General features: G+C 37.6%; 20 protein-coding genes. 18 read left to right on the forward strand and 2 right to left on the reverse strand.

All coding sequences use genetic code 11. The features are described from left to right. Positions 1 to 32 precede the first annotated feature (32 nt). Positions 33 to 1,742 carry an NFACT RNA binding domain-containing protein gene (locus AC6CHV_RS09325; RefSeq protein WP_498078762.1) on the reverse strand — a complete coding sequence of 570 codons (1,710 nt, stop codon included), beginning with the start codon at positions 1,740 to 1,742 and terminating at the stop codon, positions 33 to 35. Between the two features lie 347 nt (positions 1,743 to 2,089). Here AC6CHV_RS09325 and AC6CHV_RS09330 point away from each other — a divergent pair, with 347 nt between their 5' ends. The 16 genes from AC6CHV_RS09330 (at position 2,090) to spoVM (ending at position 19,616) form a co-directional block, all read left to right on the forward strand. Then, the gene (locus tag AC6CHV_RS09330; protein ID WP_498078763.1) at positions 2,090 to 4,780 is read left to right on the forward strand and encodes a calcium-translocating P-type ATPase, SERCA-type; all 2,691 of its coding nucleotides are present in this window, start codon (positions 2,090 to 2,092) and stop codon (positions 4,778 to 4,780) included. A gap of 200 nt (positions 4,781 to 4,980) precedes the next feature. Continuing rightward, the gene (locus AC6CHV_RS09335) at positions 4,981 to 5,856 is read left to right on the forward strand and encodes a YicC/YloC family endoribonuclease (RefSeq protein ID WP_341331938.1); all 876 of its coding nucleotides are present in this window, start codon (positions 4,981 to 4,983) and stop codon (positions 5,854 to 5,856) included. A gap of 60 nt (positions 5,857 to 5,916) precedes the next feature. Further along, entirely contained in the window at positions 5,917 to 6,180 is a 264-nt protein-coding gene (remA, locus tag AC6CHV_RS09340) for an extracellular matrix/biofilm regulator RemA (RefSeq protein WP_010282579.1), read from the forward strand. 12 nt (positions 6,181 to 6,192) lie between these two features. Next, the gene (gmk, locus tag AC6CHV_RS09345) at positions 6,193 to 6,810 is read left to right on the forward strand and encodes a guanylate kinase (RefSeq protein WP_341331937.1); all 618 of its coding nucleotides are present in this window, start codon (positions 6,193 to 6,195) and stop codon (positions 6,808 to 6,810) included. Beyond that, entirely contained in the window at positions 6,811 to 7,044 is a 234-nt protein-coding gene (gene rpoZ / locus AC6CHV_RS09350) for a DNA-directed RNA polymerase subunit omega (RefSeq protein ID WP_121446533.1), read from the forward strand. It begins immediately after the preceding gene. Positions 7,045 to 7,225: 181 nt separating this feature from the next. Next, a complete protein-coding gene (gene coaBC, locus AC6CHV_RS09355) occupies positions 7,226 to 8,428 on the forward strand; it encodes a bifunctional phosphopantothenoylcysteine decarboxylase/phosphopantothenate--cysteine ligase CoaBC (RefSeq protein WP_498078764.1) in 1,203 nt (400 codons plus the stop codon). Further along, entirely contained in the window at positions 8,425 to 10,839 is a 2,415-nt protein-coding gene (gene priA / locus AC6CHV_RS09360) for a primosomal protein N' (RefSeq protein WP_498078765.1), read from the forward strand. The genes coaBC and priA overlap by 4 nt, the downstream gene beginning before the upstream one ends. Before the next feature lie 232 nt (positions 10,840 to 11,071). Beyond that, positions 11,072 to 11,545, forward strand: a complete 474-nt coding sequence (gene def, locus AC6CHV_RS09365; RefSeq protein ID WP_341331934.1) for a peptide deformylase — start codon at positions 11,072 to 11,074, stop codon at positions 11,543 to 11,545. A gap of 8 nt (positions 11,546 to 11,553) precedes the next feature. Continuing rightward, entirely contained in the window at positions 11,554 to 12,507 is a 954-nt protein-coding gene (fmt, locus tag AC6CHV_RS09370) for a methionyl-tRNA formyltransferase (protein WP_498078766.1), read from the forward strand. Then, the gene (gene rsmB / locus AC6CHV_RS09375) at positions 12,494 to 13,837 is read left to right on the forward strand and encodes a 16S rRNA (cytosine(967)-C(5))-methyltransferase RsmB (protein WP_498078767.1); all 1,344 of its coding nucleotides are present in this window, start codon (positions 12,494 to 12,496) and stop codon (positions 13,835 to 13,837) included. The genes fmt and rsmB overlap by 14 nt, the downstream gene beginning before the upstream one ends. 5 nt (positions 13,838 to 13,842) lie before the next feature. Beyond that, on the forward strand, positions 13,843 to 14,937 hold the full coding sequence (rlmN, locus tag AC6CHV_RS09380) for a dual-specificity RNA methyltransferase RlmN (protein ID WP_341331931.1): 1,095 nt from the start codon (positions 13,843 to 13,845) through the stop codon (positions 14,935 to 14,937). Positions 14,938 to 14,941: 4 nt separating this feature from the next. Beyond that, positions 14,942 to 15,691, forward strand: a complete 750-nt coding sequence (locus AC6CHV_RS09385) for a Stp1/IreP family PP2C-type Ser/Thr phosphatase (RefSeq protein ID WP_498078768.1) — start codon at positions 14,942 to 14,944, stop codon at positions 15,689 to 15,691. A gap of 4 nt (positions 15,692 to 15,695) precedes the next feature. Beyond that, positions 15,696 to 17,672, forward strand: a complete 1,977-nt coding sequence (gene pknB, locus AC6CHV_RS09390; RefSeq protein ID WP_341331929.1) for a Stk1 family PASTA domain-containing Ser/Thr kinase — start codon at positions 15,696 to 15,698, stop codon at positions 17,670 to 17,672. A gap of 75 nt (positions 17,673 to 17,747) precedes the next feature. Then, positions 17,748 to 18,632: a ribosome small subunit-dependent GTPase A gene (rsgA, locus tag AC6CHV_RS09395; protein ID WP_341331928.1), complete on the forward strand. Its 885-nt coding sequence runs from the start codon at positions 17,748 to 17,750 to the stop codon at positions 18,630 to 18,632. A 2-nt stretch (positions 18,633 to 18,634) separates the two neighbouring features. Continuing rightward, the gene (gene rpe / locus AC6CHV_RS09400) at positions 18,635 to 19,282 is read left to right on the forward strand and encodes a ribulose-phosphate 3-epimerase (RefSeq protein ID WP_341331927.1); all 648 of its coding nucleotides are present in this window, start codon (positions 18,635 to 18,637) and stop codon (positions 19,280 to 19,282) included. A 253-nt stretch (positions 19,283 to 19,535) separates the two neighbouring features. After that, the gene (gene spoVM / locus AC6CHV_RS09405; RefSeq protein WP_010282530.1) at positions 19,536 to 19,616 is read left to right on the forward strand and encodes a stage V sporulation protein SpoVM; all 81 of its coding nucleotides are present in this window, start codon (positions 19,536 to 19,538) and stop codon (positions 19,614 to 19,616) included. A gap of 205 nt (positions 19,617 to 19,821) precedes the next feature. Here spoVM and rpmB read toward each other — a convergent pair whose 3' ends face one another. Then, a complete protein-coding gene (rpmB, locus tag AC6CHV_RS09410; RefSeq protein ID WP_010282529.1) occupies positions 19,822 to 20,010 on the reverse strand; it encodes a 50S ribosomal protein L28 in 189 nt (62 codons plus the stop codon). Positions 20,011 to 20,406: 396 nt separating this feature from the next. Between rpmB and AC6CHV_RS09415 the strand changes: the two genes are divergently transcribed. Together AC6CHV_RS09415 and AC6CHV_RS09420 are read left to right on the forward strand one after the other, a co-directional pair. Continuing rightward, entirely contained in the window at positions 20,407 to 20,769 is a 363-nt protein-coding gene (locus AC6CHV_RS09415; protein ID WP_121446544.1) for an Asp23/Gls24 family envelope stress response protein, read from the forward strand. 16 nt (positions 20,770 to 20,785) lie between these two features. Further along, positions 20,786 to 22,468, forward strand: a complete 1,683-nt coding sequence (locus AC6CHV_RS09420) for a DAK2 domain-containing protein (RefSeq protein WP_341331926.1) — start codon at positions 20,786 to 20,788, stop codon at positions 22,466 to 22,468. Positions 22,469 to 22,610: the final 142 nt, after the last annotated feature.

Here is a 22,610-nt window from a genome sequence, read left to right on the forward strand (position 1 = left end):
ATTAAGCGATCCTAGGGCATTAATTTTTTTATTTATTTTCTAAGCTGCAAAATCAAGTCTTCTTGTGGTGTCACATATACGGTTTGTTGATTATCATAGATAACATAGCCAGGTTTAGAACCATTCGGTTTCTTAACGTGGCGCACAAGTGTGTAATCAACAGGTACAGAGGATGAATTTTTTGCTTTACTGAAATACGCTGCAATTGTCGCTGCCTCAAGGATTGTATCTGGTGATGGTTGTTTGCTTCTAATAATCACATGTGAACCGGGTATGCCCTTTGTATGCAACCATATCTCATCTCTTGCTGCAAGTTTATTTGTTAAATAATCATTTTGTTTATTGTTTTTACCGACAAGGATTTCTGTCCCATCACTTGCTACATAGCGCTCAATAGAAGGTTTTATTGGTTTCATCTTCTTATTTCCTTTTTGTTGCTTTTTCTTCAAATAACCTTCTTCCATAAGTTCCTCGCGGATTTCCTGCAAATCCTTTGGAGCAGCTGATTCAATTTGCTGCAATAGAGACTCGAAATAAGCAATCTCTTCGTTAGCTTTCGCAATTTCATGCTCTACATAGGAAACAGCATTCTTTGCCTTTTGATACTTTGAAAAATAACTTTGCGCATTTTCAGAGGGTGACTTTTGTGGGTGTAGAGGGATTTTCACCATTTCATTTTCCCCTGAGTAATAATTTAGTACTTCAATTTCCTTGTCGCCTCGGGTTATCGCATACATATTCGCTGTCAGAAGTTCACCAAAGAGCTTATATTTTTCAGCTTTTTCGGACTCGACTAAGGTTGCTTCAAGTTTTTTAATTTTTTTCTCATTTTTTGTTTTTTCATTATGGATAAAACGTTCTAAATCATTGCCTTGCTGCTTAACCCGATCACGTTCTGCTTTTCCAAAATAAAAACGATCGAGCATTTCACTAATTGTAGTGAATGCCTTAGCCTCACCACCAATATGATGTAAAGGAAGGATATAGAAAAAATCCTTTTGTCCCTTTGTTATGATTTGTGGTGTAAATTGATTTTGTTTGATTATTGATATCATTGATAAAAAAGGATCAGGTAATGTTTTTTGATTAGCTATACCGGCGCGAAATACAACTTCTTTTGCAAATACAGGGGAGATCCCAGAAAATTTTTGCACAATCTGCTGATCTAATCGACCAGCATTAAAATCAATTTTTTTCAAGAATGTCTCTTCATCGACTGTAAAAGGATTAATCTTTTCCTGAGCAGGCGGAAAAACATATGTATACCCTGGCAATACAGTACGATGACGATTGACTGCTGGTGAAATATGCTTAATGCTATCAAGGATTATCTGTTTTTCAGAATCAACGAGGATGATGTTACTATGTCTACCCATAATTTCAATAATCAGTTGTTTTAGAGAGACATCACCAAGTTCATTTCGGCCTTTAATATCAAAAATAATTATTCTATCCATATCAACTTGACGGATATTTTCGATGATACTGCCCTCTAGATGTTTGCGGAGTAACATACAAAACATCGGCGGCTCATGTGGGTTATCATATAACTCATTTGTTAAATGGATACGGGCATAACTTGGGTGTGCTGAAAGGAGTAGCTTATGATTCTTTCCATTTGAACGAACCTGAAAGATAAGTTCATTTTTATATGGTTGATAGATTTTTGAAATCCTACCACTATCTAATGTTTTTTGTAATTCATTCACAATTGCATGTGTGAAGATTCCATCGAATGTCATACGTGTTTCCTCTTTTCCATATCAATAGAAGACAGTGTCTTCCAGTTCCTCTTCAATGTTATTGTACCAATAAATAGGTAACTTAGAAAAAGTATAGCATTTTTTTGGACGAGACTGAATAAGCTTTCATAGATAGAATTTACTTCATCAGAAGTACGCCACTTCTGATGAAGTAATTCAGCCTCCGGCGGATGCCTCGATTTTTCGAGCATAAGTTCAAAGACTATTTACGCCACTTCCTTTGGCAACATCTTTGAATCCCACAACCTGTGGGCCTAAAAATTGGGAGGCAAATACGCGAAGGTTCATTTGATTATGATTTAATGTGAGGGGTGTGTAAAAGACGGATGAAATGGTATGAGCTTAGATCAGAAGAGGTCGAAAAAAAAGTTAATACAAGCCTTTCTCATGGTCTTTCCGACCAAGAAGTAAAGCAGCGACAAAAGCAATTTGGATATAATGAATTGAAGGAAGCCGAACGCGCTTCAGCAATTTTGCTTTTTTTAGCTCAATTTAAGGACTTTATGGTTCTTGTATTACTTGCTGCAACCTTGATTTCCGGGTTGTTAGGGGAATACATTGATGCTATCGCAATTATGGCTATAGTTTTAATTAATGGGTTTTTGGGTTTTTTCCAAGAACGAAAAGCAGAAAAATCGCTTCAAGCCTTAAAGGAACTCTCCGCACCACAGGTGAATGTTTTTCGAAGTAATGAATGGGTTCGTATTCTTTCAAAGGAACTCGTTATAGGTGATATCATAAAATTCACCAGTGGTGATCGTATAGGTGCGGATGTGCGTTTAATTGATGTCAAAAGCTTAGAAATTGAGGAATCCGCACTTACAGGGGAATCTGTGCCTGTTACAAAGCATGTTGAACCGATTCGTGAGGGTGAAGTCTCCCTCGGTGATCAAGAAAATATGGCATTTATGGGCACAATGGTTACACGTGGTAGTGGTGTAGGTATCGTGGTAGGAACTGGTATGAATACAGCGATGGGCCAAATTGCAGAACTCCTTCAATCAGCCGAAGCGATGATTACTCCATTGCAAAGAAGATTGGAGCAATTAGGTAAGGTTTTAATCACCGTAGCATTAATTTTAACCCTCTTAGTTGTGGTTGTAGGTGTTATAAATGGACATGAGCTTTATGAAATGTTCCTAGCGGGAGTTTCATTGGCTGTTGCTGCAATACCTGAAGGATTGCCGGCCATTGTTACTGTTGCCCTTTCTTTAGGTGTTCAAAGAATGATTAAGAAAAATGCAATTGTCCGACGCTTGCCTGCAGTTGAAACTTTGGGCTGTGCTTCGGTCATATGCTCAGATAAAACAGGAACGATGACTCAAAACAAGATGACGGTTACACATCTTTGGTCTGGTGGCAAAACTTGGTCTGTAACAGGTACAGGGTATGATGTAGATGGAAAATTTTTCTCGGGGGATAGAGAAATCAAACCATCAGAACATAAGACTCTTCAACAATTATTAACTTTTGGAGTGTTGTGTAATAATGCATCATTAAAGCAGAAGGATGATGATATTATTCTTGATGGAGACCCAACTGAAGGAGCTTTACTTGTTGCGGGTATTAAAGCAGGACTTACAAATCAATTATTAGCTGAGCAATTTGATATTGTTGAAGAGTTCCCATTTGATTCTGCAAGAAAAATGATGAGTGTCATTGTAAAAGATAGAGCTGGAAATCAATTTGTTGTTACAAAGGGTGCACCAGATGTATTACTAGGAGTTAGTAAATCGGTCCTTTGGGACAATAAACAGCAGCCATTAACGGTAGGGTACGAGAATGAGATTAAGGATGCGATTGAGAGCTTAGCCTCAGATGCTCTTCGTACTATTGCAGTTGGCTTTAAACAATTACGGCCAAACCAAAAGTTAGTGTCGGAAAGCGAAGCTGAAAGCGAATTAACCTTTATTGGGGTTCAAGGAATGATTGATCCGCCAAGACCAGAAGTAAAAGATGCAGTTAAAGAATGTAAAGATGCTGGCATTAAGACAGTTATGATTACAGGAGACCATTTAATTACAGCAAAAGCGATTGCTACACAGCTTGGTATTCTACCTCCAGGGGGTAAAGTGCTAGATGGGTATGCTCTTTCTAAAATGGATGTAGAAGAGCTAGAGGAAATTGTCGATGATGTCTATGTATATGCAAGGGTGTCACCTGAACATAAATTAAAAATTGTAAAAGCACTTCAAAGCAGGGGCCATATTGTTGCGATGACAGGTGATGGTGTAAACGATGCACCGGCAATTAAAGCATCCGATATCGGAATTGCGATGGGCATTACAGGTACAGATGTAGCAAAAGAAGCATCTTCGTTAGTATTACTTGATGATAACTTTGCGACGATTAAAGCAGCTATTAAAGAAGGCCGAAATATCTATGAAAATATTAGAAAGTTTATCCGTTATTTATTAGCTTCTAATGTTGGTGAAATACTTGTGATGTTATTCGCGATGTTAATGGGCTTACCATTACCACTCGTACCAATCCAAATCCTTTGGGTTAACCTGGTAACGGATGGATTACCAGCAATGGCGCTTGGACTTGATCAACCAGAGGGCAATTTGATGAAACATGGCCCACGCCATCCAAAAGAAGGGGTTTTTGCAAGAGGATTGGGCTGGAAAATTGTCAGCCGCGGCTTTTTAATAGGGATAGCAACCTTGGCTGCATTTATGGTTGTCTATCATAGGGATCCGAGCAATTTAGGATATGCCCAAACCATTGCGTTTGCAACTCTTGTAATGGCCCAGCTTATCCACGTATTTGATTGTCGTAGTGAACGGTCTATTTTCCACCGGAATCCATTCCAAAATATGTACTTAGTATGGGCGGTCATCTCATCTATCGTACTAATGTTAGTTGTAATTTACTATCCACCATTACAACCGGTCTTCAAGACGTACGCAATTGAACCAAGAGATTGGCTCCTAGTTATTGGAATGTCAGCAATTCCAACATTCCTATTAGCAGGATCATTATTAACGAACAAACGTTCCGTGGCTCGTGCATAAAGTGCTAGGCTTGGATTTTAGTGATGAAACTATGTTATAATTCGTGAGGTAATGGAGTATGCACTCTATTACCTTTTTTCTTTCTTGTTGAAATCTTTAAAAACTATTCGATTTTAATAAACAATGGTAAAATAAGTATAGAAATAAGAAATTTTATCTATAAAGTAATGTCTCTTTTATGTTAGATTGGAAGTGAAAAGATGATAGCAAGTATGACAGGTTATGGTCGTGCCAATAAGGAAATGGATGGCTACACCGTTCATGTTGAACTGAAATCTGTAAACCATCGATTCTGTGAAATCAATATAAGATTACCTAGACAACTACTGTTTCTTGAGGATAAAATAAAAAAAGCGATATTAGAGCATGTAAAAAGAGGTCGTGTCGAAGTATTTTTAAATATTGAAGGTGAAGGACTAGTTACGAAAGCAATTTCCATTGACTGGGATTTATTAGAAGAGCTCGTTTTAACAACCAAAGTCATCCAAGAAAAATACCAACTTAGTGATCAAATTACTTCACAGCAGCTACTTTCAAACGAAAATATTCTTTCATTTGAAGAGAAGGAAATGGAGAATAATGAACTAGAATCAACGGTCCTTGAGGTGATTCAAAGTGCTACACTCCGATTAAAACAAATGAGGGAAGCTGAAGGAAAGTCATTAATGGAAGTGATTTTCTCTTATCTCGACCTAGTAGCAGATAATGTACATACTATTAAAGAATATGCACCAATTGTGGTTACTCAGTATCGCGATCGAATTGAAAAAAGGATCAAAGAATATGTGGGGAATGAATTTGATGAAAATCGTATCCTTACGGAGGTCGCTCTATTTGCAGAAAAAGCTGATATCAGTGAAGAACTGACCCGTCTCGAAAGTCATATAAGTCAGTTTAAACAAACTGCAAGTACGAATGAACCTATTGGCCGAAAACTCGATTTTATCGTACAAGAAATGAATAGGGAAACCAATACAATCGGTTCAAAGGCGAATGATCCTACGATTGCAAAACATGTAGTGGAAATAAAAAGTTTACTAGAGAAAATAAAAGAGCAAGTTCAAAATATTGAATAAGCTTGATTATAAAGCCATTATCACGGCAAAAATAGAGGGGTACTTATTGGGGGAGTTTACGTGCAAATCAAATTAATAAATATCGGATTCGGGAATATTGTCTCGGCCAACAGAATTATTTCGATTGTGAGTCCCGAATCTGCTCCGATTAAACGAATCATTCAAGATGCTCGTGATCGAGGAATGCTCATTGATGCTACATACGGAAGAAGAACGCGTGCGGTTATGATTATGGATAGTGACCACATTATACTATCCGCAGTCCAGCCTGAGACGGTTGCACAGAGACTATCAAAAGAAGATGAGCTAACAGACGAAGGGTAGGTATTAGAACGAATGAAAGAAAGAGGTTTACTAATTGTTTTATCAGGTCCATCTGGTGTCGGGAAAGGTACTGTTCGAAAAGCTATTTTTTCTCAGCCTGATACAAAATTCCAATACTCTATTTCGATGACGACAAGAAAACCCCGCGAGGGTGAAGTAGATGGTGTAGATTACTTCTTTAAATCGAGAGAAGAGTTTGAGGAATTAATAAAAAACGACAAGCTTCTAGAATGGGCAGAGTATGTAGGGAACTATTATGGAACCCCAATTGACTATGTAGAGTCAACCTTACAGGAAGGTAGAGATGTATTTCTAGAAATAGAGGTACAAGGTGCACTTCAAGTAAGAAAAGCATTCCCAGAGGGGTTATTCATTTTCTTAGCGCCGCCAAGTTTGAAGGAATTAAAAAACAGGATTGTGACGAGGGGTACTGAAACTGATGATTTAATTCTCAACAGAATGAAGGTAGCAAAAGAAGAAATTGAAATGATGGACGCTTATGATTATGTAGTTGAAAATGATCAAGTAGAACTTGCATGCGATCGAATTAATGCAATTGTAACGGCTGAACATTGCCGAAGAGATCGAGTAGCAAGACGATATAAAAAAATGCTGGAGGGTGATTTTTAAATGTTAAATCCATCTATAGATTCATTATTAAATAAATTGAATTCCAAGTACACACTTGTAACTGTTGCTGCAAAAAGGGCAAGAGAAATGCAAGAGAAGAATAACGGAATGGTGCAGAAGCCTGTATCTTTTAAATCAGTTGGTAAAGCATTAGAAGAAATTGATGCCGGTTTACTTTTTTATTCGACTGACAAGAAAACCGCTGTTGATACTACACCAACAATTACTGAATAACCAAAAATAACAACCTCTCTTGTAGGTTGTTATTTTTTTAAGATATGTCTAGCCTAAGCGCCAAGTCCTAGAAGTTATAAGCCAAATTCACCACCGAAATTAAGAATTTGGTGCGTGATTAGATTTTTGCTTGTCAGGGCTAAGCAATGGGATTTAGCTTTTCTATAAAAGGGGGATTCAAGTGCTAAATAAAAAAATATTACTATGCGTGAGTGGTGGAATTGCGGTGTACAAGGCAGCAGCTTTGACAAGCAAGTTAACCCAAGCAGGAGCTCAAGTAAAAGTAATTATGAGCGAATCTGCAATGAAATTTGTTACACCATTAACATTCCAAGCTTTGTCCAGGAATGATGTATATTTTGATACATTTGATGAAAAAAATTCGGCTGTTATTGCCCATATTGATCTTGCAGATTGGGCCGATTTAGTTGTAGTTGCACCTGCGACAGCAAATATAATCGGTAAACTCACAAATGGAATTGCAGACAATATGATCACGACAACATTGCTTGCAACTACTGCCCCTGTATGGATTGCTCCTGCAATGAATGTCCATATGTATGATCATCCTGCTGTAAAACGAAATATCGAAATCTTAGCTCGGGATGGATATCAATTTATTGAACCTTCTGAAGGGTATTTGGCATGTGGGTATGTTGGAAAAGGACGCCTTGAAGAGCCTGAAAAAATTGTTGAACTTATTACTGCTCATTTTTCTGAAAAACCAATTTTACAAGGTAAAAAGGTCTTAATAACTGCTGGGCCAACACGTGAGAAACTTGATCCTGTCCGATTCTTCACTAATCGTTCAACCGGTAAAATGGGGTATGCTCTTGCAGAGGCTGCAGGTAAAGCGGGTGCAGAAGTAACCTTGATTTCTGGACCGACTAATCTACCAGTTCCACCTAAAGTTAGAGTGATATCAGTTGAATCTGCAGAAGAGATGTTTACACAAGTGATGTCCCATTATCAACAAAGTGATATTGTCATAAAATCTGCAGCTGTTGCAGATTATCGTCCTAAGCAAGTCTATGATGGAAAAATGAAAAAGAAAACGGGTGACCTTGTCCTAGAACTAGAAAGAACAACCGATATATTAAAAACGTTAGGAGAAAAAAAGGATCATCAATTATTAATTGGTTTTGCTGCTGAAACAGATAATATAGATGAATATGCAAAACGCAAACTTACCTCGAAAAACCTTGACATGATCGTTGCAAATAATGTGACGACACTAGGGGCGGGTTTCGGTACTGATACAAATGTAGTAACGCTTTTTAAAAAGGATGGAACACAAAAAGATTTGCCGATGATGACTAAACTTGAAGTTGCAAAAGCAATACTTCAAGAAGTGAAAAAGCTCTTGGATGGCGAGAATAAATGAAAATCGCAAGCATAATCGTAGATGTTCCGGCAATGCAAACAGATAAAACCTATGATTATCTAGTTCCTGATAAATGGAAGGACATCGTCGTACCTGGTATGAGGGTCGTTGTTCCATTTGGTCCCCGCAAAGTGCAGGGATTCGTTATGTGCCTATCAGCTGAGGGAGAAGTGGAAAAATTAAAGGAAATTCATTCCTTGCTTGACCTGACACCTGCCTTGAACGAGGAGCTTCTTCATATTGGGAAATGGTTAACAGAAAAAACGCTTTGTTTTACAATCTCTGCATTACAAGCGATGCTTCCATCAGCCATGCGGGCCAAATATGAAAAAGAAATAAGATTACTTGAACCTTCAAAAAGAAGTGAATTGGAGCCAGCCATTCAAGCTTCTTTTATCCAACATGATGTGATTAGTTGGGAAGATGCAGAAAAAAATGATTTACTACATATTTACCAAAAGGATATAAAAAAAGGCCTCCTTGAAGTTGTCTACAAAGTAAAAAATCGTAGCAACAAGAAGACAATGAAGCAGGTGCAGCTTTCGATTTCAGTAGCGGAGACTGAAAAAATAATCCACGAACTTCCAGCAACTGCTAATAGACAAAAAGAGGTACTTGTCTATTTTTTAAAGGACAATAAGCCAATCTTTTTAAAGGAACTTTTACAGAAGGTTGGCGTGACAGATAGCACGATTCGAACAATGGTCAAAAAGGGTTTTCTTTCAGAAAGAAATGTTGAGGTATACCGGGATCCATATGCGGACAAGCATTTTGAACAGACTACACCAATGCCACTAACAACGGAACAACAAAAAGCGATTTCTCCTATCCTTGCCTCAATTGAGGATGTTCTTCATAAGGTGTTTTTAATGTATGGTGTTACAGGAAGTGGGAAGACCGAGGTCTATATGCAGGCAATTGATGCAGTCTTAAAAAGAGGTAAAGAAGCGATCGTGCTTGTGCCAGAAATCTCTCTGACCCCACAAATGGTAAGTCGCTTTAAGGGCCGATTTGGCTCTCGGGTTGCCGTTATGCATAGTGGCCTAGGAATCGGAGAGAAATATGATGAATGGCGAAAGATATACCGTAAGGAAGTTAGTGTTGTAGTTGGGGCCAGATCTGCTATTTTTGCACCGTTTGAGAACCTCGGAATCATCATTATTGATGAAGAACATGAATCCAGTTATAAACAGGAAGACAATCCACGATATCATGCGAGAGATGTTGCTATTTTTCGTGGGCAACTCCATAATGCCCCTGTTATTTTAGGAAGTGCGACACCGACGCTTGAATCCTTCGCACGAGCCTCTAAGAATGTTTATGAGCTCGTAACATTAAAGGAAAGAGTTAATCAAAGACCACTACCAAGTGTTGAAATCGTAGATATGCGTGAGGAATTACGCAACGGCAATCGTTCCATGTTTTCAGGTTCTTTATTTGAAAAATTAACTGAGCGACTTGAACGAAATGAACAATCGGTTTTATTTTTAAATAAGCGAGGGCATTCCTCGTTTGTCATGTGTAGGGATTGCGGATATGTCGCAAATTGCCCACACTGTGAAATTTCGCTAACCTATCATAGAACACATCACCGTTTAAAATGTCATTATTGTGGTTACGAAACATTCATGCCTAATACTTGCCAAGAGTGTGGAAGTGAGCATATTCGCTTCTTTGGAACAGGCACTCAGAAGGTGGAAGAAGAACTTGCTAAGGTATTACCAGAAGCAAGGGTCATTCGAATGGATGTAGATACAACAAGCCGAAAAGGTGCCCATGAGAAGTTATTAAAAGAATTTGGTGATCGAAAAGCTGATATTTTATTAGGTACACAAATGATTGCAAAAGGATTAGATTTTCCAAATGTTACATTAGTTGGTGTATTAACGGCTGATACCATGCTTAACCTGCCAGATTTTCGCTCATCCGAAAAAACGTTTCAGCTTCTTACACAAGTCAGTGGTAGAGCGGGACGCCATGAGTTGCCAGGTGAGGTTGTGATTCAGAGTTATACTCCTGAACATTATAGTATAGAGCTCGCGAGCCATCATGATTATGACAGCTTTTATCAGAATGAAATGAGAATTAGAAAAGCTCATGCTTATCCACCTTATTACTATCTGGCTTTAGTAACCATCACACATCCAGAATTAACGAAAACGGTGGATGTTGCTGAGAAGATTGCAATCTATTTACGAAAATCTTTATCTAATCAGTCCATTATTTTAGGACCGGTAACCTCACCAATTGCTCGGATTAATAATAGATATCGATACCAATGCATGATAAAATACAAAAATGAGCCAAATCTTAATAAACTTTTAAAAGGGATAGTAGATCGTTATCAACGTGAAATTTCACAAAACTCACTTACACTTTCCATTGACTTAAACCCATATATTATGATGTAGTTTAAACTTCTGAAAAAAGAGAGAGACTAGTAGAAATGAGCAAGGCGCCCCTATTCCAGCTAGGGCAGGCCACGACCTGTGCCTGCCGCTGGAATCCTAACCGTCCGGCAAGTGCGACAAGCGTATGCCGAGCGATGACAGTTTTTTACCTACAGAAGCGATTGACTTATGGCTCCAGACGATGGCGCCTGGAACTAGATATGTAAAAAAGTAGAATGTTGGAGGAACACACTTGTCAGTATTACCAATTGTAAAATACCCTAATGAAATACTAGAGGTAGAATGTGAAAAGGTGACAACCTTTGATCGGAAATTATCAAAACTAATTAAAGATATGTATGATACAATGCTTGAAGCGGATGGTGTTGGCTTAGCTGCCCCTCAAGTTGGAATTGCAAAACAAATCGCAATCGTTGATATTGGAGACGAAAGCGGACTTATTGAACTTATTAATCCCGTAATCCTTGAGCGTAGAGGTGAACAGGTGGGTCCTGAAGGCTGTCTCAGTTTTCCGGACCTTTTTGGTGAAGTTACACGCAATGATTACGTAAAAGTAAGAGCTCAGAACAGAAGAGGGAAAACATATATAATTGAGGCAAGAGAATTCTTGGCCCGTGCGATTCAACATGAAATCGATCATCTCCACGGTATATTATTTACCTCGAAGGTGAACCGTTTTTATGAAGAAGGAGAAATTGAAGGGTAGGTAATTACATGGAACGTATTGTATTTATGGGTACACCGGACTTTTCAGTACCTGTTTTACGTCAAATAATCGAAGATGGATATGAAGTTGTTGCAGTAGTAACGCAACCGGACAGACCGGTTGGTAGAAAAAGAGTTTTAACCCCTCCTCCTGTAAAGGTTGAGGCATTAAATCATCGCATACCAGTCCTACAACCAAATAAAATTCGTGAAAAAGAAGAAATTGAAAAAGTATTAAGTTATAAGCCTGATTTAATCGTAACTGCTGCTTTCGGGCAAATTCTCCCTAATGAATTATTGGAAGCACCTAAGTTTGGATGCATAAATGTACATGCATCCTTACTTCCTGAGCTTAGAGGTGGTGCACCAATCCATTATTCAATTCTCCAGGGGAAGAAAAAAACAGGTGTTACTATCATGTATATGGTTGAAAAGCTAGATGCGGGGGACATTTTAACTCAAGTTGAAATTCCAATATCAGAAACAGACCATGTTGGTTCTTTACATGATAAATTAAGTGTTGCAGGTTCAAAGTTATTATCTGAAACTATTCCTTTGCTTTTAGCAGATAAAATAACACCAATAAAACAGGATGATTCTAAGGCAACATTTGCATCAAATATTAAGCGGGAACAGGAAAAGATAGACTGGACAAAAGATGGAGAAGATATTTACAACCATATACGTGGACTTCACCCGTGGCCAGTTGCTTATACCACTTTAAATGGCGATGTAATGAAAATATGGTGGGGCCACAAGGTTCCTTCTATAACTTCTGCAAAGAGCGGAACGGTTGTTTCAATTGAAAAAGATGGGTTTATTGTTTCGACTGGGAATACTACTTATATAAAAATCACCCAACTTCAGCCTGCCGGTAAGAAAAAGATGAGTGCAGAGCAATTCCTGATGGGGTCGAGTATACAGGTGGGAACTCAGCTAGGAGACAAAAATGACGAAAACTAATGTTAGAAATGTAGCACTTGAAATCTTATTGCAAATTGAAAAAAATCAAGCATATAGCAATCTTCTTTTAAATCAAATGATAAAAAAACATGAGGTTAAAGGAAAGGATGTAGGATTACTTACAGAGATAGTATACGGAACAATTCAACGACGTGATACATTGGATTATTATTTAGTTCCGTTTTTGAAAAAGAGTAAAAAACTTGATCAATGGGTAAAAATCTTATTAAGACTTTCCTTATATCAAATGATTTATTTAGACCGAGTACCTGAGCGAGCAATCTTTTTTGAGGCAGTTGAAATCGCCAAAAGAAGAGGGCATAAAGGTACCGCTTCGCTGGTGAATGGTGTTTTACGTTCCGTTCAACGAGAGGGTTTGCCTTCATTAGACCAAATAACTGATGAAGCTGAAAGAATTGCTGTTGAAACCAGTCACCCTATCTGGCTTGTCAAGCGTTGGGCTCAACAAATTGGAATAGAAGAAACTCGGAAAATGTGTGAGGTAAATTGTACCCCACCAGAGCAAACGGGGCGTATTAATAGCCTGGTTACAACGAGAGAAAAACTTATTCAAATGCTAAAAGAAGAGGATATCGAAGCTGTTGAAGGTGATGTTTCTCTTGATGCGATTAAGGCTGTTCGTGGCAATTTAATTCATTCAAAGACATTTAAAGAAGGATATTTTACAATCCAAGATGAAAGCTCAATGCTGGTTGCGAGAGCACTTGGTGTTGAAAAAGGTGATCAAATCCTCGATAGCTGCGCAGCACCTGGCGGTAAAACAACACATATCGCCGAACTACTAGGAAACACGGGCAAGGTTTACTCACTGGATCTACATGAACATAAAATAAAATTGATTAATGAAGCAGTGAAACGATTAGGTATTGAAAATGTAGAGACAAAAGCCCATGATAGTCGAAAGGCTAGGGAAATCTTTGAGGATCAAAAGTTTGATAAAATTCTTGTGGATGCACCGTGCTCAGGATTTGGCGTCATAAGAAGGAAACCGGATATTAAATATACAAAATCAGTATCAGACAATCATAACCTTGCAAAAATACAGTTAGACATACTAACTGAGGTTTCATCTTTATTAAAAAAAGATGGTATACTCGTGTATAGCACATGTACAATAGATTACGAAGAAAATGAAGGGGTAGTTAAAACCTTTATCGAACTTAATCCCGATTTTATTCTGGATGAAACAATACAAAATGATCTTCCTGAAATAGTGAAACCATATATTAAAAATGGACAACTACAGCTTTATCCACATTATTTTGGTACGGATGGATTTTATATTGCAAGATTAAGAAAGCAGGTGTAATGTAATTGGAAGAAGTACAAACAACGAGAAGAAAAAAACAAAATTTACCGAGTTCTAAACCATCAATTTATTCACTTCAATTAGAGGAACTTGAAAAATGGCTAATCGAAAATGGAGAGAAGAAATTTCGTGGAAACCAGATTTTTGAATGGCTTTATACGAAGCGTGTAACAACATTTGACGAGATGACGAACCTTTCAAATTCATTAAGACAAAATCTAGCTGAGCATTTTACAATTACGACTCTTAAAACAATTATTCAGCAAACATCAGCTGACGGTACAATGAAATTTTTATTTGAACTTCATGATGGCTATTCGATTGAAACAGTGCTCATGAGACATAGCTATGGGAACTCGATTTGTGTAACAACACAAGTTGGATGCCGTATTGGTTGTACGTTCTGTGCTTCAACGTTAGGTGGACTCAAACGTAATTTAGAAGCTGGCGAAATCGTAGCTCAAGTTGTCAAGGTGCAAAAAGCACTAGATGAGCTAGGTGAACGTGTGAGCCATTTAGTTATAATGGGTATAGGTGAGCCATTTGATAACTATGATCAAATGCTTTCATTCCTAAAAATCATTAACCATGATAAAGGCTTAAATATTGGTGCTCGTCATATTACCGTTTCAACAAGTGGGATCATTCCAAAAATCTATAAATTTGCAGATGAAAAATTACAAATAAATTTTGCAATCTCTTTACATGCACCTAATACTGAAATTAGAAGTAAGTTAATGCCGATTAATCGTGCATATAAACTACCTGATTTAATGGAAGCTGTACGTTATTATATTGATAAAACAGGGAGAAGAATTAGCTTTGAATATGGGTTGTTTGGTGGAGTCAATGATCAAGTTGAACATGCCGAAGAACTAGCAGAGCTACTAAAGGGAATTAAATGTCATGTGAATTTAATTCCTGTCAATTATGTTCCTGAGCGCGATTATGTTCGAACACCACGAGAGCAAATTTTTGAATTTGAAAAGACATTAAAGAAGCATGGTGTAAATGTGACAATTCGACGTGAACAAGGTCATGATATTGATGCGGCCTGTGGTCAATTACGTGCAAAGGAGCGTAAAGAGGAGACGAGGTGAACATATGAGGTCGTTCTTTTTGACAAACCGGGGAAAAGTAAGACAAATCAATGAAGATAGTTGTGGTGTATACCATAACAAAGCAGGACAAGTATTAGCTGTAGTGGCTGATGGAATGGGTGGTCACCGAGCTGGTGATGTTGCGAGTAGTATGACAACATCCCAGCTACGGTCTTATTGGGAGCAAGTTGACAAGGTGACAACATCCGAATCGGCAGAAGAGTGGTTAAAAGAGTATATTTCTAAAATAAATTCAAACCTATACACACATTCACAGGAAAATGATGAATGCAAAGGTATGGGAACGACTGTTGTGGCTGCTATTTGTACAGAGTTGTTTTCAACTGTAGCCCATATTGGAGACAGCCGCTGTTATGTTCTAAACAGTCACGGGTTCAAACAAATTACCGAGGATCATTCACTTGTCAATGAACTTGTTCGTTCTGGTCACATTTCCAAGGAAGATGCAGAGCATCATCCACGTAAAAATGTCGTTTTACGTGCGTTAGGAACAGAAACTCATGTTCAAATGGACCTGAAAACCCTTATTTTAGATGAAGGGGACATGCTTTTAATTTGCTCTGACGGCTTATCTAATAAAGTCCCAGAGTCCGAGTTAAAAAGCATTCTTGAAAGTGACGAAAGTATTGAAAACAAGAGTGAACAACTTATCCAATTAGCCAATGATAATGGTGGAGAAGATAATATCACACTCGTAATCGTCGATTACACACCTGAAAGTGAGGGAGAATAACCCTATGCTTATTGGAAGACGATTAAGTGGTCGATATAAAATTCTCGAGGTTATTGGTGGAGGCGGGATGGCCAATGTCTATCTTGCTCGAGATATTATTCTAGAAAGAGACGTAGCCATTAAAGTGCTGCGGTTAGATTTCTCCAATGATGAAGAATTTATAAAACGATTTAGAAGAGAAGCACATGCGGCTACAAGTTTGGCGCACCCAAATGTTGTAAGTATCTATGATGTTGGGGAAGAAGAGGATATTTATTATATAGTAATGGAATATGTTCCTGGCCAAACCTTGAAACAATACATACAACGGAATGCACCGCTTCATCCAAAAGAAGCGATTAATATTATGTTGCAGTTGACATCTGCAATCACCCATGCCCATCAAAATCAAATTGTTCACCGTGATATCAAACCACAAAATATTTTAATTGATCACGATGGTACTGTTAAGGTAACAGATTTTGGAATAGCAGTTGCGCTAAGTTCAACAACGATTACTCAAACAAACTCTGTACTTGGTTCAGTTCATTATTTATCACCAGAACAAGCACGGGGTGGAATGTCAACTAGGAAGTCAGATATATATTCACTCGGTATCGTGATGTTTGAATTATTGACAGGTCGAGTACCTTTTGAAGGTGAATCAGCCGTATCTATTGCCTTAAAGCATCTACAATCAGATACCCCATCACCCAAAAGATGGAATGCGACCATTCCACAGAGTGTTGAAAATGTTATTTTAAAAGCAACAGCAAAAGATCCATTTCATCGTTATGATTCCGTTGATGAGATGGAAGAGGATTTGCAGACTGTGTTATTTCCAAATCGAGTAAATGAAGAAAAATTTGTGATTCCTGATATGGATGATGAAGTCACAAAGGCAATTCCAATAATTAAGGATAATAGTCCATTATCAAGTTCTGAAACAATGGTAAGAGATTCTCAAAAGAATTCAAAACCAGTTGATCAGGACGAACCAAAGAAAAAGCAGAAAAAGAAAAAGAAAAAGAAGAATAAGCTTTTAGTTACACTTGCAATTATCTTTTTCTTAATTCTTGCTGCTGGAGTTGCTGCAGTAACAATTTTCCCAGCCTTATTTTTACCGAAGGATGTCGAAGTTCCAGATGTCTCAAACATGACATACGATCGAGCTGTTAACAAATTAGAGGAAGCTGGATTTACGATTGGTGACACGATTGAAGTCAGTGACCAAGAAGTAAAAGAAGGCTATATTGTTCGTACTGATCCTGAAGCAGGAGATTCGGTTAAGGAAGGCGCCACTATTGATTTATATGAAAGTACTGGTAAAGAGAAAGTGGCTTTTAAAGATTATGTCGGTAGAAATTTCGAAGAAGTAAAAGATAAGTTATTAAATAAAGAAAAATATTTAGCTGTGTTTTCAGAAGAAGAATTTTCTGACAGTGCTCGAGGAACAATCCTTAGCCAATCAATTGACGAAGGAGAAGAGGTTGTACCAGAAGAAACAGAAGTAACTTTTACAATAAGTAAGGGACTTGAAACTATTAAACTTGCTGATTTAACAAAATATCCTGCAAATGCTCTCGACGAATATTCGAATAGTACTGGTTTGATAATTGACTATGCTGAGGAGCAACACTCAGATGAAATTCCTGCTGGCCAGGCGATTTCACAAACACCTGCAGCAGGTTCTGAATTAACAAAGGGTGCTAAGGTTAAAGTAATTATGTCAAAAGGTCCCGAGCCTAAAGAGCCAAAAGAAGTAAAACAAACCATAACAATCGATTATACGCCGGATGAAGAAGAAATCCCGCAGTTAGTGGAAATTTATATTCAGGATGCGAATAATAACATCACCAAAGTTTATGATGAATTTGAACTCACTGAAAAACGTTCAATTGAACTTACCTTTGTGATTAACCCAGGTGAAACGGCCGAATACATGGTTTTAATAAATGGAAAATTAAATCAGCGAGATAAAATTCCGTATCCAGAAGAATAGGCGTCAATAGATAGTGTGAATTTTAAGCTACCTGACAAATGTCGTGGTGAATGAATTGAAACAAGGAGTGAAACTATGCCAGAAGGCAAAATTATTAAAGCATTAAGCGGATTTTATTATGTCCAAGGTGAAAACAGTGAACTGATTCAATGTCGTGGTAGAGGGGTATTTCGTAAAAATAAAATTACTCCATTAGTGGGTGACCATGTTATCTTTCAAGCAGAAAACGAAACAGATGGGTATATTTTAGAAGTATTAGAACGGAAAAATGAATTAGTAAGGCCACCAATTGCAAATGTTGATCAAGCTATCTTGGTTTTTTCAGCAATTAAACCCGATTTCAGTCCATTGTTGTTAGATCGCTTTCTTGTTTTAGTTGAATCAAACGACATAAAACCTATTATTTGTATTAGTAAAACGGATTTAATTTCCGATGAGTTGTTCCAGGAAATCCAGGAGTATGCAAAAATCTATCGGGAAGTTGGCTATCACGTTCTGTTAACTTCAACGAAGGTACGTGAAGGTCTTGACCAGCTTCTGCCTTTACTGGATAATCAAATTTCAGTTTTCGCAGGGCAATCAGGGGTTGGAAAATCTTCATTATTGAATACGCTACGACCTGATCTTGAATTGAAAACGGATGAAATTTCATCATCTTTAGGTCGGGGAAAGCACACAACCAGACATGTAGAATTAATTGAGGTTGGTGGTGGCCTTGTTGCAGACACGCCTGGTTTTAGTTCGTTGGAATTTTTGACAATCGAATTAGATGAACTTTCATACTGCTTTCCGGAAATTTATGATGCAGGAGCAAATTGTAAGTTCCGAGGGTGCACCCATATTTCTGAGCCGAAATGCGCTGTTAGACAGGGTATAGAGGAAGGGAGTATTGCGCAATTTCGATATGACCATTATGTAAGTTTTTTTGAAGAAATCAAGGATAGAAAGCCGAGGTACTAAGGATGATCAAAATTGCACCATCCATTCTTTCAGCTGATTTTGCAAAGCTTGGAGAAGAGATTAAGGATGTTGAAAATGGAGGAGCAGACTACATTCATGTGGATGTCATGGATGGTCACTTTGTTCCTAATATTACAATTGGTCCTTTAATTGTAGAGGCGATTCGACCGATTACTAAACTGCCATTGGATGTTCATTTAATGATTGAAAACCCTGATCAATACATTTCTGCTTTTGCTAAAGCAGGAGCAAACTTTATAACGGTACATGTCGAGGCGTGTCTTCACCTTCATCGTACCATTCAGTTAATTAAATCTCATGGTGTAAAAGCTGGAGTCGTATTAAATCCTGCAACACCTGTAGATACGATTAAGCATATTATTGAGGATATTGATTTAGTGTTGCTTATGACAGTGAACCCTGGATTCGGAGGGCAAAAATTTATTCACTCCGTGCTTCCTAAGATTGAGGAAGTTGCTAGGATGGTAAAAGAAAAGAACTTGAATGTTGAAATTGAAGTTGACGGAGGAGTCAATGAAGAAACAGCAAGGCTTTGTGTCGAGGCTGGTGCTAATGTTTTAGTTGCAGGGTCAGCTATATACAATCAAGTGGATCGGAAAACAGCAATTGAAAAAATCCGTAATATGTAAAAAGAGCAGATTTTCTGCTCTTTTTTTCATGTTTTATTAACTTGGGATACTATGTTTTCGAAATGAAAAAATAGATTGAATTGTACTTTTTTTTATCAAAAGGGCATATGAATGTTTTAAGTAGGATAAAAGAAATTGCTTTTATTTATATGTATGTACTATGGTACTATTTTTTTTCATTTGAATAATATTATAAAGTAGACTGTATGAATTCAATGAAAGTACGTGGATATTTGCATTGAGGAGGGAAAGTATGAAATTTTATACGATTAAGTTGCCAAAGTTCTTAGGTGGTATTGTCCGTGCCATGTTAGGATCATTTAAAAAAGGATAAAAGAGGCACCGCCCTTAGGTGCCTTTTTTTGTGGCAAAAATTATAGCTCTTACATGTTTGTAAGAGCTAAAGGTCTTCTTTATTGTATGGCTCCATGCGCCATCGGCATAAGCTATAAGCCAATCGCTTTGGAAGGTAAGAAGCTCCTTCTGTCAGCGCTTGTCTTATGCTTGTCCCGATAGGCGGGCACCTTACGCTTTTCTTATTACACGCGTTCTACTTTACCAGATTTTAATGCTCTTGCAGAAACATATACGCGTTTTGGTTTACCGTCAACTAAAATACGAACTTTTTGTAAGTTAGCTCCCCATTTACGTTTTGAAGCGTTCATTGCATGGGAACGAGCATTACCAGTAGTAGTTTTTCTACCTGTGATTACACATTTACGTGCCATTCTATTTCCCTCCTAACTTGCACAGCAACAGTCATACATATCGCTTTCTTCATAGAAATACTTATATAATTTATCATACAAAATGGGATATTGCAATACTTCTTAACGTGGGTTTAACATTATTCTGGGGTGCCCCTCAGAATAATGTTAAAGCCTCCGGCGGATGCCACAGATTTTCAATGGACGTTTTTCGATCAAGCTCGAAAAATCTGGGCGCAAATACGCCAAGGCGTATTTGATTATGTAAAAATACTTGTCAAGACATAGAATTTCAGTAAAGCTATATAATAAAAGGTAATGAATACATTAGCCTACCTCATGAATTACTTTAAAAATCTGTGATGTTATAGTAAAATGACTGTAGCCAAGGTGAACAATTATAAAGGGGGAACTGATATGTCCATCGAATTAAAAACGAAATACGGACAAATTGATATATCAAATGATGTAATTGCAACAGTTGCTGGGGGAGCTGCTATCGATTGTTATGGAATAGTTGGAATGGCGTCTCGAAAGCAAATTAAAGATGGCATTACTGAGCTTTTACGAAAAGAAAATTTTGCCCGTGGTATTGTTGTTCGTCAAGAAAATGGCGAAGTACATATCGACATGTACATAATTGTAAGTTATGGCACGAAAATTTCTGAGGTTGCCCACAATGTTCAATCAAAGGTGAAATATACATTAGACCAAACAGTAGGACTTGCTGTCAGTTCGGTTAATATTTACGTGCAAGGAGTTCGTGTAACGAACCCATAAGAAGGAGGAACTTTGAGTGTCAATTACTACATTAGATGGAAAACGTTTTGCAAAAATGGTGTTATTAGGTGCTACTCACTTATCTAATAACGCAAAGATGGTAGATGCACTTAACGTTTTCCCTGTACCAGATGGTGATACAGGAACGAACATGAATCTTTCCATGACATCTGGTGCAAAGGAAGTAAAAAATAATGTTACCCCACATATCGGAAAGGTAGGTGCATCCCTAGCGCGCGGATTATTAATGGGTGCACGAGGTAACTCTGGAGTTATCCTTTCTCAACTTTTTAGAGGTTTTTCTAAAGCAATTGAGCAAAAGGAAACTTTAACTGCTGCTGAAGTTGCTCATGCATTTGAAAATGGTGTAGAAACAGCTTATAAAGCAGTTATGAAACCTGTTGAAGGTACGATTCTAACAGTTGCTAAGGATGCTGCTAAGCGTGCGGTTGAGGTGGCAAAAAATGAAACAAACATCATTATCGTGATGGAAGAATTAGTGAAAGAGGCAAAAGCTTCATTGAATCGTACACCTGATCTACTTCCAGTACTTAAAGAGGTTGGAGTTGTAGACAGTGGTGGTCAAGGATTATTACTTGTTTATGAAGGTTTCCTTTCAGAATTAAAAGGTGAAACAATTGATAATATGTCCATTTCATCACCATCAATGAACGAGCTTGTTAATGCAGAACATCATAAAAGTGTTCAAAGTCATATGAATACAGAGGATATCGTGTTTGGTTACTGTACAGAATTCATGGTGAAATTTGAAGCAGAGAAAATTAGTAATCATCCATTTGCTGAAGAACAGTTTCGCAATGATTTAAGCAGATATGGTGATTCATTATTAGTTATTTCAGACGATGATATCGTAAAAGTACATATACATTCCGAACAACCGGGGGAAGTATTATCATATGGACAACGGTATGGAAGCTTAATTAAAATGAAGATCGAAAACATGAGAGAACAGCATACTGCTATTCTAAATGAAGATGAAACACAATCACCTGCACGAGTTAAAAGTAGTAAAGAAAAAGAAAAATATGCAATAATCACCGTGGCAATGGGGTCAGGAATCACGGAATTATTCAAGAGTATCGGTGCTCATGTAGTTATCGAGGGTGGACAAACGATGAATCCAAGTACTGAAGATTTTGTAAAGGCAATGGAATCAGTACATGCAGAGAACTTCATCCTTCTACCTAATAACAAAAATATTATTATGGCAGCTGAACAAGCAGCATCTGTTGTTGAAGGAAATGTTGTCGTTGTTCCATCAAGAACAGTGCCACAAGGAATGTCTGCATTACTTGCATTTAATCCATCTGGAGAGTTGGAAGCAAATCAAACGTCCATGACTGATGCATTAAGTAATGTCAAAACGGGTCAAATCACTTATGCTGTCCGTGATACAAATATAGATGGAATTGATATTTCAAAAGATGATTTCATGGGGATTGCAGAGGGTAAAATTGTTGTTACAGACAAAAATAAGCTGAAAGCAGCAAAAGATCTATTAGCAAAAATTATATCTGCTGATGAGGATGAAATTGTTACCATCATACATGGACAAGATGCCTCAGAAGATGATGTGAATGCAATTGTAGAATATCTTGAAGGCGAATTTGAAGATATCGAAGTTGAAGTGCATAATGGTGACCAACCGCTTTACGCATTTATTTTCTCAGTTGAATAAGTTATAAAATAGAAGGGATTTATCCCTTCTATTTCAATGTATGGGGACAATTTCCTGTAGCTAAAATAGTTTTAGAGAAATAGAGTAATATGTAGGAACATAGTTTGACCTAACTCCATAATTCTATAGTATGTAAGGAGGA

Source organism: Ferdinandcohnia sp. GQ5, from assembly GCF_059759275.1.